Source organism: Gordonia rhizosphera NBRC 16068, assembly GCF_000298195.1.
Lineage (GTDB): Bacteria > Actinomycetota > Actinomycetes > Mycobacteriales > Mycobacteriaceae > Gordonia > Gordonia rhizosphera.
The window spans coordinates 1-13,778 of the sequence record NZ_BAHC01000107.1 but is presented as its reverse complement, the minus strand read 5'-3'; the positions used below and the strand labels follow the sequence as shown (position 1 = coordinate 13,778).

12 protein-coding genes are annotated in these 13,778 nt (G+C 66.4%); 8 read left to right on the top strand and 4 right to left on the bottom strand.

The window, feature by feature from the left end; genetic code table 11:
• Nucleotides 1-9: 9 nt before the first annotated feature.
• The 3 genes from GORHZ_RS12420 to GORHZ_RS12410 are packed head-to-tail and all read left to right on the top strand — an operon-like array spanning nt 10 to nt 3,631.
• Nucleotides 10-1,806 (top strand): circularly permuted type 2 ATP-grasp protein, encoded by a 1,797-nt coding sequence (locus GORHZ_RS12420; RefSeq protein WP_006333440.1) that lies wholly within the window; start codon nt 10-12, stop codon nt 1,804-1,806.
• The gene (locus GORHZ_RS12415) at nt 1,803-2,786 is read left to right on the top strand and encodes an alpha-E domain-containing protein (RefSeq protein WP_040531636.1); all 984 of its coding nucleotides are present in this window, start codon (nt 1,803-1,805) and stop codon (nt 2,784-2,786) included. Before GORHZ_RS12420 ends, GORHZ_RS12415 begins: the two co-directional genes overlap by 4 nt.
• The gene (locus GORHZ_RS12410; protein ID WP_006333436.1) at nt 2,783-3,631 is read left to right on the top strand and encodes a transglutaminase family protein; all 849 of its coding nucleotides are present in this window, start codon (nt 2,783-2,785) and stop codon (nt 3,629-3,631) included. The genes GORHZ_RS12415 and GORHZ_RS12410 overlap by 4 nt, the downstream gene beginning before the upstream one ends.
• Nucleotides 3,632-3,640: 9 nt before the next feature.
• Here the strand turns inward: GORHZ_RS12410 and GORHZ_RS12405 are convergent, their stop codons facing one another.
• Nucleotides 3,641-4,069 carry a type II toxin-antitoxin system PemK/MazF family toxin gene (locus tag GORHZ_RS12405; protein WP_006333434.1) on the bottom strand — a complete coding sequence of 143 codons (429 nt, stop codon included), beginning with the start codon at nt 4,067-4,069 and terminating at the stop codon, nt 3,641-3,643.
• The gene (locus tag GORHZ_RS12400; protein ID WP_040531642.1) at nt 4,066-4,716 is read right to left on the bottom strand and encodes an alpha/beta hydrolase family protein; all 651 of its coding nucleotides are present in this window, start codon (nt 4,714-4,716) and stop codon (nt 4,066-4,068) included. The genes GORHZ_RS12405 and GORHZ_RS12400 overlap by 4 nt, the downstream gene beginning before the upstream one ends.
• 46 nt (nt 4,717-4,762) lie before the next feature.
• Here GORHZ_RS12400 and lepA point away from each other — a divergent pair, with 46 nt between their 5' ends.
• From lepA to GORHZ_RS12385, 3 genes are read left to right on the top strand one after another with little or no spacing between them, the layout of a single operon-like run.
• Nucleotides 4,763-6,694, top strand: a complete 1,932-nt coding sequence (gene lepA / locus GORHZ_RS12395; protein WP_006333425.1) for a translation elongation factor 4 — start codon at nt 4,763-4,765, stop codon at nt 6,692-6,694.
• Nucleotides 6,695-6,697: 3 nt separating this feature from the next.
• Complete coding sequence (locus GORHZ_RS12390) at nt 6,698-8,737, top strand: M3 family metallopeptidase (protein ID WP_006333422.1); 2,040 nt, start codon at nt 6,698-6,700, stop codon at nt 8,735-8,737.
• A gap of 32 nt (nt 8,738-8,769) precedes the next feature.
• Entirely contained in the window at nt 8,770-9,687 is a 918-nt protein-coding gene (locus GORHZ_RS12385; RefSeq protein ID WP_040531635.1) for a cation diffusion facilitator family transporter, read from the top strand.
• A 94-nt stretch (nt 9,688-9,781) separates the two neighbouring features.
• Here the strand turns inward: GORHZ_RS12385 and GORHZ_RS12380 are convergent, their stop codons facing one another.
• Both GORHZ_RS12380 and GORHZ_RS12375 read right to left on the bottom strand, forming a co-directional pair.
• Nucleotides 9,782-10,669, bottom strand: coding sequence for a polyphosphate kinase 2 family protein (locus GORHZ_RS12380; protein WP_006333419.1), 888 nt, complete (start codon nt 10,667-10,669; stop codon nt 9,782-9,784).
• A 140-nt stretch (nt 10,670-10,809) separates the two neighbouring features.
• On the bottom strand, nt 10,810-12,831 hold the full coding sequence (locus GORHZ_RS12375; RefSeq protein ID WP_006333418.1) for a glycoside hydrolase family 15 protein: 2,022 nt from the start codon (nt 12,829-12,831) through the stop codon (nt 10,810-10,812).
• A 108-nt stretch (nt 12,832-12,939) separates the two neighbouring features.
• Between GORHZ_RS12375 and GORHZ_RS12370 the strand changes: the two genes are divergently transcribed.
• Nucleotides 12,940-13,140: a hypothetical protein gene (locus GORHZ_RS12370; protein WP_006333417.1), complete on the top strand. Its 201-nt coding sequence runs from the start codon at nt 12,940-12,942 to the stop codon at nt 13,138-13,140.
• A gap of 234 nt (nt 13,141-13,374) precedes the next feature.
• Nucleotides 13,375-13,778: substrate-binding domain-containing protein (locus GORHZ_RS12365; RefSeq protein ID WP_157205156.1), on the top strand; the 404-nt coding region annotated here is incomplete at its 3' end.

Genomic DNA, 13,778 nt, shown 5'->3' with positions numbered 1-13,778 from the left:
TGTCAAGTTATGAGTCCCGCGTCGACGACCTCAGCGTCCAGTAAGCGTTCGGCCACCAAGGCCAAGGCCACGAAGGCCGAGGCCACCAAGTCGAACGCCGACGGGGCGGGCAAGGGGATTCGGTCCGGTGCTCCGAAGCGGGCCCGGGCGAGTGTGCGGGAGCCGAAGAGCGTCGACGAGACCGTCTTCGCGGGCTACTCGAAGGGGCCCTATACCAACGCCTTTGACGAGATGTTCGACGACGACGGCGAGATCCGTGCGCCCTACCGAGGGATATACAAGGCGATGTCGCGCTACGACGCGGCCGACCTCGATGTCCGGGTCGATGCCCTCGGACGGGCCTTCATCGACCAGGGCATCACCTTCTCGCTGTCGGGCAAGGAGCGGCCCTTCCCGCTCGACGTTGTGCCCCGGGTGATTTCGGCGAGCGAATGGAACAAGCTCGAGGCGGGCATCACGCAGCGGGTGCAGGCCCTCGAACTCTTCCTCGATGACATCTACGGCGAGCAGGAGATCCTGCGCGACGGGGTGTTGCCGAAGCGGCTTGTCCACTCCTGTGAGCACTTCCATCGGCAGGCCGCAAATATCCGCCCGCCCAACGGGGTTCGCATCCATGTCGCCGGTATCGATCTCATCCGGGACGAGAAGGGCGACTTCCGGGTGCTCGAGGACAACCTGAGGTCACCGTCGGGTGTCTCCTATGTGATGGAGAACCGCCGGACGATGGCCAGGGTGTTCCCGGACCTGTTCTCGTCGCACCGGGTGCGCGCGGTCGGTGACTATCCCAGTCACCTGCTGCGCGCGCTGCGTGCCTCGGCGGCGTTCAACGAGGCCGACCCCAACATCGTCGTGCTCACACCGGGCGTGGCGAACTCCGCCTACTTCGAGCATTCCCTGCTCGCCCGGCTGATGGGTGTCGAACTCGTCGAGGGACGGGACCTGTTCTGTCGCGACAACATCGTCTACATGCGCACCACCGAGGGTGAACAGCGCGTCGACGTGATCTACCGCCGCATCGACGACGACTTCCTCGATCCGATGCAGTTCCGGCCCGATTCGATGCTCGGGGTCGCGGGTCTGCTCAACGCGGCGCGCGCGGGCAACGTCGTGATCTCCAGCGCGGTCGGCAACGGGGTCGGGGACGACAAACTCATCTACACCTACGTGCCCGAGATCATCGAGTACTACCTGGGTGAGAAGCCGTCGCTGATGAACGTCGACACTCTGCGCTGCTGGTTGCCCGAGGAATGCGAGGAGGTGCTCGACCGCATCGACGAACTCGTCGTCAAACCCGTCGAGGGCTCGGGAGGCTACGGCATCGTCTTCGGCCCGGACGCCACCAAGGCGGAGCTCGATACGTTGGCCCGCAAGGTGCGCAACGATCCGCGCGGGTGGATCGCGCAGCCCGTCGTGCAGCTGTCCACCGTCCCCACCAAGATCGACGGCGAGGTCCGGCCCCGCCACGTCGACCTGCGGCCGTTCGCGGTCAACGACGGCGAATCGGTATGGGTGCTGCCCGGCGGCCTGACCCGGGTCGCGTTGCCCGAGGGCTCGCTGGTGGTCAATTCCAGCCAGGGCGGCGGCTCCAAGGACACCTGGGTACTGGCGTCGTCGCGATCGTCGGAGGAACGGGAGTTCTCCGGCGTCAAGGTCGTCAAGGACAGCGGGGTGGCCGCGGTCCGACCGGCGGAGAGCGCGCCGGACCCGATGTTCACCCAGACACAGCAACAACAACAAGGCCAGGGGATGGCGCAAGAGCAGACCGGTGGCATGCAGCAACAGTCGATGGGCGGTGATCACCGGTGATGCTCGCGCGCAACGCCGAATCTCTCTACTGGATCGGCCGCTACGTCGAGCGTGCCGACGACATGGCACGCATCCTCGACGTCGCGATCCAACACATCCTCGAGGACGCGACCGTCGACGTCGACCGCCAGGCCCGTCAGGTGATCCAGGTGCTGGGTCTGGAATCACCGGAATCCGACGATCCGTTGGATGTGTGGACGCTCAGCGAGCGGGTGGCCTACGACAAGGACTCGGTCGGCTCCATCGTCGACCTGATCGGGTCGGCGCGAGAGAACGCGCGGGGCGCGCGCGAGGTCACCTCGAGCGAGATGTGGGAGTGCCTGAACACCACCTACAACGGCCTCAGTGACGCCGAACGACGGGCCCGCCGCCTCGGGCCGCACGAGTTCCTCGCCTACGTCAAGAACCGGGCGGCCATGTTCGCCGGTCTCGCCGACGCAACCCTCAGCCACGACGACGGCTACCGCTACCTGCTGCTCGGTCGGTCGGTCGAACGCGTGGACATGACGATCCGCATGCTGCTGACACGGGCCGGCGACCCGGCGAACTCCCCGGCGTGGGTGGGCGTGCTGGTCTCCGCCGGGGCGCACGACACCTTCCTGCGGGCCTATCGCGGCGTGCTGGACGCGGAGAACATCGTCGAGTTCATGCTGATCGACCGGCTCTTCCCGCGGTCGGTGTTCCACGCCCTGCGGGTCGCCGAACACAACCTCTCCGAACTGGAGAAGGGGCCCAGCCGGGTCGGCGCCCAGGCGGAGACGTTGCTGCTGCTCGGGCGGGCGCGAAGTTCGCTGGAGTTCCTCGAACCGCGCAAGCTGCTCGACGGTCTCGAGGACCGTCTGCTCGAACTGCAGGACACGTGCCGAGAAGTCAACGAGGCCGTGACCGCGCAGTACTTCCATGTGTCGCCGTACGTGTCGTGGGCCGACGCCAGGGCCCGTGATTCCGAGGCCCGTGTCATCGAGGAGAGTGAACTGTGAGCTGGCGTCTTCGCGTCGTCCATTCCACCGGATTCGCCTACAAGAGTGCGGTCACGTCGTCGTACAACGAGGCACGGCTCACCCCTCGCAGCGACTCCCGGCAGAACGTGATCGTCAACCGCGTGGAGACGAACCCAGCGACGAGGTTCTACCGCTACACCGACTATTGGGGAACGGCGGTCACCGCCTTCGACCTACATGCCCCGCACGACGAACTCGAGGTGTCGGGTATGTCGGTGGTCGAGACCGAACCCGGGCAGCGGCCCGAGCCGGACGATCAGGCGACATGGGATCAGGTGCGCAGCGAGTACATCGAGGACCGCTACGACGAGATGCTCCTGCCGACCGCGTACGTCCCCAAGAACCGGCAACTGGCGTCTGCGGCGAACAAGCTGGTGAAGGGGATGGAGCCCGAGGCCGCGGTCGAGGCGGTCTGCCGGTTCGTGCACGGGGAGATGGAATACGTGCCCGGGACGACAGGCGTGCACACCACGGCCGTCGACGCGTGGAACGAGCGCAAGGGCGTCTGCCAGGATTACGCACACCTCAGCCTGCTGATGCTGCGCAGCCTCGGCATTCCGGCCCGCTACGTGTCCGGGTATCTCCACCCCAAGCCCAACGCGGTCATCGACAAGACCGTCGAGGGTCAGAGTCACGCGTGGATTCAGGCGTGGACCGGGGGTTGGTGGGGTTACGACCCGACCAACGACACCAGTATCACCGAGCAGCATGTCTCGGTGGGCATCGGACGCGATTACTCGGATGTCTCCCCGCTCAAGGGCATCTACACCGGCGGCGGTGCCACCGATCTCGACGTCGTCGTGGAGATCACCCGACTGGCATGAGGTGACGCGCTAACGCCAGCCGTACTCCTCGCGCAGCCGGTCGGCGACGACCTCGAACCGTCTGCGGTCGAGGATTGCGCCCTCGCGGCGGATGCCGTTCTCGGGTACCAGCAGCACCCGGTCCAGACGGACGAAGCTTCCTCGGTGCTGCGCGTCCCAGGAACCGGACCCGATGTAGAGCCAGTTCGGGTCGTCGCGGTGATAGTCCCGCGATGACAGCATGAGTCCGAGCAGATGTGTTCGGCCGGCGTCGTCGGTGGTGCGGCCCACCACGAGCACGGGCCGATCCTTGCCCTGGGTGATGTCGTCCTCGTAGGTGACCCACGTCCAGACGACCTCGCCGGGATCGGCGGCACCGTCGAGGTCCGGGGCGTAGGCGATCGTGCGGGCGAACCGCCGCGTCGGGTGTCCCGGTGCGGTCGCGTGGGGTCTCGTCACGACCGCACCCGGCCGAGCAGGACCTCGTCGACGGCGTCGGCGGTCAGCGCGGCGGTCGGCTTCTTCTCCGGGTTCAGGTTGTGACCGACCTTCTCGATCTCCACGATCCGGACGGGCGCCCCGATGAGTGCGGCGGCGTCGGTGAGTTCTGTGGGCGAGGCGAACGGGTCGGTGCTGCCGTGCACGATCACCGTCGGCACGGTGATCGACGGCAGGTGTTCGGTGCGCATCCGGTCCGGTTTGCCGGGCGGATGCAGCGGATAGGAGGTCAGGAGCAGTCCGTCGGCGAGGTCGGGATCCTCGGCGACCGCCATCGAGGCCTGCCGCCCGCCGTAGGAATGCCCGCCGACGATGAGCGGTCCGTTCGCCTCGCCGCGGAACACCGCACACGCGGCGCGGATGCCGTCGCGGTCGGCGGCCGCACCCGACGGGCTCGGTGGACCCTTCGGGCGGCGCTGGCGGTAGGGCAGGTCGATGCGTGCCACGACCAGGCCGCGGGCACAGAGCTCGTCGGCCACCGCGCGCAGGATCACCGCGGTCCTGTTGCCGCCGGCACCGTGCGCGAGCACCACCACACCTGCGGCCGGGCCGTCGGGACGCTGCAGATCGGCGATGACACCGTCGGCGTCGTGGGTCGTCTCGGGCATCTTCCAACGGTAGCGGTGAGCGTCGTCGTGGCTCTCGGCCGCCCGCATGACAAAATGGGTCATCAGTCGTGTCCGGCCCGGCCGGATACCGTACCGCCCGTTCGCAAGGAGCAGTTCGATTCCCACCTTCGCCGACACCACCTTCACCGACCCCGCGCGGATCCGGAACTTCTGCATCATCGCCCACATCGACCACGGGAAGTCCACCCTGGCCGACCGGATGCTGCAGCTCACCGGCGTGGTCGAAGAGCGTCAGATGCGGGCGCAGTACCTCGACCGGATGGACATCGAGCGCGAGCGCGGCATCACCATCAAGGCGCAGAACGTGCGACTGCCGTGGCAGGTGACCGACTCCGACGGGGTGAGGACCGACTACGTCATGCACCTCATCGACACACCCGGGCACGTCGACTTCACCTACGAGGTGTCTCGTGCGCTCGAGGCGTGCGAGGGCGCGGTCCTGCTTGTCGACGCGGCGCAGGGGATCGAGGCCCAGACCCTCGCCAATCTGTACCTCGCGATGGACAACGACCTGACCATCATCCCGGTGCTCAACAAGATCGACCTGCCCGCCGCCGACCCCGACCGTTACGCCGCGGAGATCGCCCACATCATCGGATGCCAACCCGAGGAGGTCCTGCGGGTGTCCGGCAAGACCGGTGAGGGAGTGGGCGCGCTGCTCGACGAGGTGGTCCGGCTGATCCCGCCGCCCGAGGGTGATGCCGACGCGCCGGCGCGCGCGATGATCTTCGACTCGGTCTATGACACCTACCGCGGTGTGGTGACCTACGTCCGTGTCGTCGACGGCAAGATCGTGCCGCGCGAGAAGGTACTGATGATGTCCACCGGCGCCACCCACGAACTACTCGAGGTCGGCATCGTGTCGCCGGAGCCCAAACCGTCGGCCGGTCTCGGCGTCGGCGAGGTCGGCTACCTGATCACCGGGGTGAAGGATGTCCGCCAGTCGAAGGTCGGTGACACGGTGACCAGCGCGCGCCACGGCGCGAGCACACCTCTGACCGGCTACCGCGAACCCCGGCCGATGGTCTACTCCGGCCTGTACCCGGTCGACGGCTCCGACTATCCGGTGTTGCGTGAGGCGCTGGACAAGCTGCAGCTCAACGACGCGGCCCTCACCTACGAGCCGGAGACCTCGGTCGCGCTCGGCTTCGGTTTCCGCTGCGGCTTCCTGGGCCTGTTGCACATGGAGATCACCCGCGAACGGCTCGAGCGCGAGTTCAATCTCAACCTCATCTCCACCGCACCAAACGTCGTCTACCGCGTGATCATGGATGACGGGACCGAGCACATCGTCACGAACCCGTCCGACTGGCCCGAGGGCAAGGCGCGTCACATCTACGAACCGGTGGTCAAGACGACCGTGATCGCACCCAGCGAGTTCATCGGCGCGATCATGGAACTGTGCCAGTCGCGGCGCGGAGATCTCGGCGGGATGGACTACCTGTCGGAGACGCGTGTGGAACTGCGTTACACGCTGCCGCTGGCGGAGATCATCTTCGACTTCTTCGACGCGCTGAAGTCGCGGACCCGCGGCTACGCCAGCCTCGACTACGAGGAGGCCGGCGAGCAGGAGGCCGAACTGGTCAAAGTGGACATCCTCCTACAGGGTGAGGCGGTCGATGCGTTCAGCGCGATCGTCCACAAGGATGCCGCCTATACCTACGGCAACAAGATGGCCACCAAGCTCAAGGAATTGATCCCACGCCAGCAGTTCGAGGTGCCCGTGCAGGCGGCGATCGGATCGAAGATCATCGCCCGCGAGAACATCCGCGCGATCCGCAAGGACGTGCTTGCCAAGTGCTACGGCGGTGACATCAGCCGCAAGCGCAAACTGCTGGAGAAGCAGAAGGAGGGCAAGAAGCGGATGAAGACGATCGGACGGGTCGAGGTGCCCCAAGAGGCCTTCGTCGCGGCATTGTCCACCGACGCGGTCGGCGACAAGCCGAAGGGGAAGTAGCCGATGGCGCAGCGGGTCAATCCGGTTCTCGCCGAATCCACCCTGCCCCACGGACTGCCCGATTTCGCGTCGATCTCCGACGACGACTTCCTGCCGGCGTTCACCGAGGCGATGGCGACTCACCTCGCCGAGATCGAGAAGATCGCCAACGACCCGAAACCGGCCACGTTCGCCAACACGGTAGAGGCGCTCGAGCTCTCCGGCCGAGACCTGGCGCGCGCCGGCGGGGTCTTCTTCAATCTCGTTGGTCCGGACACCAATCCGCAGCGCAATGCGATCTCTCAGCAGCTCTCGACGATGCTGACCGATCACGCGAACACCATCGCGATGGATCCACGCCTGTTCGCCCGGATCGCGGACCTGCACGAGCGCCGCGATCAACTGGACCTGACCGAATCCCAGGAACGGTTGTTGGACAAACGGTATCGTGATTCCGTCCGCGCCGGTGCCGGGCTCGGGCCCGACGAGCAGGAGCAGATGCGCCAGATCTCCTCGCGGCTGGCCTATCTCACCACCACCTTCTCGCACATGATCCTGGACGACACCAACGCCTCGGCGGTGTTCGTCGAGACGGCCGAGGAACTCGACGGTCTGTCCGACGGCGAGATCGCCGCGGCCCGACGGGCCGCCGCGGCCGACGGACACGACGACGGATATCTGATCGCACTCGAACTGCCCACCAGTCAATCCGTTCTCACCAAGTTGACGAATCATGAGGTGCGGCAACGTGTCTTCGACGCCTCGGTGAACCGGTGCTCGCGGGGTAACGACTACGACACGCGGGAGCTGGTACTCGAGATCGTGGCGCTGCGCGCTCGCCGTGCGCGGTTGCTCGGCTACGCCGACCATGCCGAGTACGTCATCGCAGAACAAACCGCCCCGGATCCGGCGGCGGTCACCGATCTTCTCGGTGAGCTCACCGCGTCGGCGCTGCGGGCAGGCGGGCGTGAGCTGACCCGGTTGACGCGGATGACCGACGAGGAGATCGGCCCGGCCGACCTCACTTTCTGGTTGGAGGTCGAACGACGGTCGACCTCGGCGGTACCGCTCGACGCGTTTGCCGACTACTGCGAACTCGATGCGGTCCTCGAGCGGGGTGTCTTCTACGCGGCGGGCAAGCTCTACGGGCTGCGGTTCGCCGAGCGGCCCGACCTGTCCGGCTATCACCCCGACGTGCGGGTGTGGGATGTCCTCGACGATACGGGCCGCAGCATCGGCCTGTTCCTCGGCGACTACTTCGCCCGGCCGTCCAAACGTGGTGGGGCGTGGATGAACAACATCGTCGACCAGTCGCGCCGGCTGTCGATGCAGCCGGTCGTCGTCAACGTCCTCAACCTGACCGAACCCGACGAGGGCAAACACTGTCTGCTCACCATGGATCAGCTCACCACGCTGTTCCACGAGTTCGGGCACGCGCTGCACGGGTTGCTGTCGGCGGTCGACTATCCGTCGCAGTCGGGAACGTCGGTGCCGCGGGACTTCGTCGAGTTCCCGTCACAGGTCAACGAGATGTGGGCGCTGCACCCGGACGTGCTGTCGCACTATGCGCGTCATCACGAGACCGGAGAGCCGATCCCGGCCGAACTCGCCGAGGCGGCGCGGGTCGCCGCGAAGGCCGAGACCGCACACTCCACCATCGAATATCTCGCCGCCGCCGTGCTCGATCTCGCGTGGCATCGGCTGGCCCCCGACGAGATCCCCGACGACGTCGAGGCGTTCGAACGCACCGCGCTACGCTCGGCCGGTTTCGTCGGAGATCTCATCCCGCCGCGCTACCGCAGCGCCTACTTCAACCACGTCTTCGGTGGCGGCTACTCGGCCGGCTATTACTCCTATATCTGGTCGGAGGTCCTCGACGCCGAGACCGAGCAGTGGTTCCTCGCCGAAGGAGGTCTCGAACGGGACAGCGGACAGCGGTTCGCCGAGGCGACGCTGTCGCGCGGAGACAGCGTCGATCCGCTCGCCGCCCACGAGAAACTGATCGGACGCAAGGCCGAGATCGGGCCGCTGCTGACACGTCGCGGTCTGACACCACAGGGGTAGGAGCCGACGTGGACGAGGGGGTCGGGGCAACGATGCCGGCACAGACCGACGACCAGAAAAACCACGACCTGAGCCGCTACGCGGTGCTCAGCATCGTGACGTCGATCGTCGTCATCGCGATGAAGATGGCGGCCTGGTGGGTGACCGGCTCGGTGGGCCTGCTGTCGGACGCCGCCGAATCCCTGGTCAACCTGGTCGCCGCGATCGGTGCCTTCATCGCTCTCCGGGTGGCCGCCCGACCGGCCGATCACAGCCACAACTTCGGACACACCAAGGCCGAGTACTTCTCGGCGGTCTTCGAGGGGGTGATGATCGTCCTCGCCGCGGTGGTGATCATCGCGACCGCGGTCGACCGGTTCATCCACCCGCGGGAACTGGAGTCCGTGGGGATCGGTCTGCTCATCTCCATAGTGGCGACCACGTTGAACGGGGCGGTCGGTGTCTTGTTGCTGCGCACGGGAAAGAAGCACCGCTCGCTGACCCTGGAGGCCGACGGCAAGCACCTGCTCACCGATGTGTGGACCACTGTCGGCGTCGTCGTCGGTGTGTTCCTCGTGGCCGTGACGGGCTGGCTGCCGCTCGATCCGATCATCGCCATCGCGGTCGCGGTGAACATCCTGGTCGTGGGTGCAGGCCTGGTCCGGCGCTCCGGGTCGGGCCTGATGGACTCGGCGTTGCCGGCCGGCGAACGCGCCGGGATCGACGCCGTCCTGAACCGGTATCGCCGACAGGGTATCGACTTCCACGACATCCGGACGCGCGAGTCCGGTCGTCAGCAGTTCCTGCAGATGCACATGCTGGTGCCGGGCGAGTGGTCGGTGCAACGGGCGCACGACGTATCCGAAGAGGTCGAGACCGAGCTGCGTGGAGATTTCGGCCATCTCGCGATCACCATCCACGTGGAACCGCTCGACGATCCGCGCGCCTACGAAACCTGGCGGCTCGACTGAGGTTTTGGCGGACCCTGAAGACCTCACACGCGCATCCATCGACACCAGCGCTTCTCGGCGCGCCGCTCACGCGCGGACTTCAGGGCCGACCGGATCAGTCGCGGATCTCGGCCTCGAGGATCTTCTTCGCCTCGGCGAGTTCGGCCTTGGTGTCGGCGCTGACGGTGGGGTAGCGCGGATTCATCGCCTCCATGGTCTCGAGGAGCACCGCGAATGTGGTCAGGCGGCTGAACCATTTGTGATCGGCGGGGATCACATGCCATGGTGCGTGTTTCGTGCTCGTGTGGCTGAGCATCTCGTTGAACGCATGCTGATAGGCGTCCCAGTACTCGCGTTCGTGCATGTCCTCAGCCGAGAATTTCCAGTTCTTCTCGGGTTGCTCGATGCGCGCCAGGAATCGCCGCGCCTGTTCCTCCTTGGAGACGTTGAGGAACAACTTGACGATCGTGGTCCCGTTCTCCGTGAGATGTCGTTCCCAGTCGTTGATCTGCCGGAAGCGGCGGTGCCAGAGATCGTCGTCGTCGAGTTCGGGGGTCTTGGGCCACAACAGTTCCGGATGCACCCGGGTGATCGTCACGTTCTCGTAGTGCGACCGGTTGAACACCGCGATCCGGCCGAGTTCGGGCGCCTGGATCTGATGGCGCCACAGATAGTCGTGCATGCGTTCCACCGGTGTGGGGGCCTTGTAGCTGAAGACGTCGACGCCTTCGGGGTTCAGCCCGGACATGACGTGCTTGATCGTCCCGTCCTTGCCGGCCGCGTCGATGGCCTGCAACACGATCAGCAGCGAGCGGTCGGCCTGCGCATAGAAACGGTCCTGCAGCGCGAACAGCTTGCTCTTGGCCTCGGCGAGCGCAGCCCGACCACCGGCCTTGTCGAGATCCCCGTCCTTGCTGCCCGGGTCGAAGTCCTTGCCGAGGTTGACCTTCCGGCCGGGCAGGACGCGTGTGTTCCTGACCAGCTTGTTCCAGTTCGGCGACATGGCCTCTCCTCGGGTCGGGCCCAGCGTGCCGTCGACTCTACGGTCTCGATCATCGCGGTGGGGCCGACTTGCCCGAGGATTGGGGCGTACGCTGCGACGGCCGGTCGCCCGGCGGAGATTCAGATCGTTCTCGCGGAGTCTCAGTTGTGATGGGCCGGCTGGAACGTGCCGTGACTGGCCGCCTCCTCGGCGCGGATGACATGCATGACCGCGTTGATGAGCGCGAGATGGGTGAACGCCTGCGGGAAGTTCCCCAGATGTGCTCCGGTCTTGGCGTCGATCTCCTCGGCGTAGAGCTTGAGCGGACTCGAGTACGACAACAGCCGTTCGCACAGCGTCTTGGCCCGCTCGAGTTCGCCGATCTCGACGAGTGCGGACACCAGCCAGAACGAACAGATCGTGAAGGTGCCCTCCTCACCGGTCAGTCCGTCGTCGGTCTCCTCGACCCGGTAGCGCAGTACCAGGTCGTTGTCGGTCAACTCCTCGGCGATCGCGAGGACGGTGTTGCGCACCCGCGGATCGTCCGACGGCAGGAACCGGAGCAAGGGGACCAGCAGTGCCGACGCGTCGAGCGCGTCGTTGCCGTAACGCTGGGTGAACACGCCGCGCTCGTTGACGCCGTGGGCGAGGATGTCCGCACGGATCTCATCGGCGATCTCGGCCCACTTCTGGGCGTAGGCTTTCTCACCGTGCAGGGCGGCGAGTCGCGAGCCCCGGTCCAGCGCCACCCAGCACATCACCTTCGAGGAGGTGAAATGTTGCGGTTCGCCACGCACCTCCCAGATCCCCCGGTCGGGTTTGCGCCAGTTCTTCACGGCCTCCTCGACCTGTGCCTTGAGCACCGGCCACAGGGTCTCCGGCACCGTCTCGTTGGACTTGGTGTTGAGGTACACCGAGTCGAGCATGGTGCCCCAGATGTCGTGCTGCGCCTGGTTGTAGGCGCCGTTGCCGATCCGCACCGGGCGGGCACCCTCGTAGCCGGACAGATGTGACAGTTCCTCCTCCTCGAGCGTGCGTTCGCCGCCGACCCCGTACATGACCTGCAGCGGGTGATGTTCGGAGTTGGTCACCCCCGACACGTCGGCGATGAAGGAGAAGAAGTCGTTGGCCTCGCGGTCGAGGCCGAGCGTGTACAGGCCCCACAGCGCGAACGTCGAGTCCCGCACCCAAGCATAGCGGTAATCCCAGTTGCGTTCTCCGTGCGGGGTCTCCGGCAGCGAGGTGGTGGCGGCGGCCAGCAGTGCCCCGGTCGGGGAATAGGTCAGGCCCTTGAGCGTGAGCGCCGAGCGCTGCAGATGGGTGCGCCACGGGTGATCAGGGAAGGAGCCGATATTGATCCACTGCCGCCAGCACTCCGATGTCGACCACATCTTCTGTGCGGCTTCCTCGAAGGTCTGCGGCGCCGGCTGATTGGACCAGGACAGCGCCACGAACCGGTTGTCCCCCTCGACCAGCCGGGTGCGGGCGCGGGCCTCGCGGCCCTCGAGGCCGAGTCTCAGGTCCGTGGTCAGCTTGAGGGTGGGCCCGGGTTTGGTGGTGTTGGCGGCCGTCGCGATCGCCTCGCCGTAGGCGGGACCCGAATACTCCCAGGCCGTGTGCGCCCGGTGGTAGTCGAAGGCCGGCTCGCAGCTCAGCGAGAGCTCGACGGTGCCCGAAACGCATCGCACGGTGCGCAGCAGGATGTGTTCGGCGTCCCAGTCGGTGGGAGTGCGCCGGTGGGTCGTCGATCGTCGTTCGTGGTCGTGCCACGGACCCATCACCAGGGCGTCGCGCACCACGATCCATCCGGTGTCGGTCTGCCACGTCGTCTCGACCATGAGGCTGCCGGGCAGGTAACGACGATCCACGGGAACGTTGACCCCGTATGGGCCGAGCCGGAAGTGCCCGGCGCTGCGATCGAGGATCGCGCCGAACACGCTCGGCGAGTCCGGACGCGGCACACACATCCACTCGACGGACCCGTTGCGCGCGATGAGACAGTTGGTCTCGGTGTCCGACAGGAAGGCGTAGTCACCGATCGGGGGGAAGGCGTTGTGGCTCGGGGTGGCGGGCGAGAACGCCATCGCCTCGGGCTCCACGGCGTCGAGCCCCGACTCGGACTCCTTCGGTGCGGTGACGGCGGTGTGCAGCGCGGTGACGGCGGCGTCTTCCGGAGGTGTCATGGATATATCATTGTCGGGGCCTTCTGGTGTCGCCACTCGACCGACGATCGGGGTGGGTGACCTTTAATTCAGGCTGAGTGAAACCGGTAAGACGCAACGAGGTGAACGATGACGTCACTGAGCACATGGTGGGACGGTGTGGAGGAGTGGTTGACGGGACTGTCGTTCGTCCCGCAACTGCTGGTGACCCTCAGCGTCGTCATCCCGCTCGCGGTGATCGCCGCGGCCGCGCTCAACTTGCTGGTCGACACGGTCTCGGACGTGATCGACCGGCGACGCTTCGCCGACGACGACGGGACGGGGCTGTAGCAGATCATGATCCGATCCCGGGTGACCGTGGCACTCATCGCGCTGATCGCATTGGTGATCCTGGCGTGGGTGCTGACCCTCTAGCACACGCGGCGCGCAGCGACCAAGGGGCCTCGTCGGGTGGTATTTCGACCTGACCCGGCTTGCTAGCGTCAATCCGATCAGACCGACGGATGCCAGGAGGAGAGTGTGGCCGAATCGGGGGCCGGCAGGGCACGCGCACGATGGGCGCCGGTGTCGGTCGTCCTCGTCGTCCTGCTCGGCATCGTCGGGCTCACGGCCTGCGGCGGTGGTTCGACCGACCAGCCCGGTGGCGTCGACATCTCCAGCGGAGCCCGTCACGTCAACCTGGTGGCCTACGCCACGCCGAAGCCGGGATTCGACGTCGTCATCCCGGCCTTCCGCAGCACCCCTGAGGGTCACGACATCGGGTTCTCACAGTCCTACGGTCCGTCCGGCGACCAGTCGCGCAAGGTCGCGCGTCGGGTACCGGCCGATGTCGTCAACTTCTCGGTCGAACCCGACATCACCCGCCTGGTGACCGAAGGCATCGTCGATGCGGACTGGCAGGCGCAGGCACCCAACAACAGCACACCGTTCGGGTCCGTCGTCGTGCTGGTCGTGCGCAAGGGCAACCC

Excerpts from the sequence above, each read along its gene's own strand:
- GORHZ_RS12385 (WP_040531635.1), top strand. The coding sequence starts at position 8,770 with ATGCCGGCACAGACCGACGACCAGAAAAACCACGACCTGAGCCGCTAC.
- GORHZ_RS12370 (WP_006333417.1), top strand. The coding sequence starts at position 12,940 with ATGACGTCACTGAGCACATGGTGGGACGGTGTGGAGGAGTGGTTGACG.
- GORHZ_RS12420 (WP_006333440.1), top strand. The coding sequence starts at position 10 with ATGAGTCCCGCGTCGACGACCTCAGCGTCCAGTAAGCGTTCGGCCACC.
- lepA (WP_006333425.1), top strand. The coding sequence starts at position 4,763 with ATGACAAAATGGGTCATCAGTCGTGTCCGGCCCGGCCGGATACCGTAC.
- GORHZ_RS12400 (WP_040531642.1), bottom strand. The coding sequence starts at position 4,716 with ATGCCCGAGACGACCCACGACGCCGACGGTGTCATCGCCGATCTGCAG.
- GORHZ_RS12380 (WP_006333419.1), bottom strand. The coding sequence starts at position 10,669 with ATGTCGCCGAACTGGAACAAGCTGGTCAGGAACACACGCGTCCTGCCC.
- GORHZ_RS12375 (WP_006333418.1), bottom strand. The coding sequence starts at position 12,831 with ATGACACCTCCGGAAGACGCCGCCGTCACCGCGCTGCACACCGCCGTC.
- GORHZ_RS12390 (WP_006333422.1), top strand. The coding sequence starts at position 6,698 with ATGGCGCAGCGGGTCAATCCGGTTCTCGCCGAATCCACCCTGCCCCAC.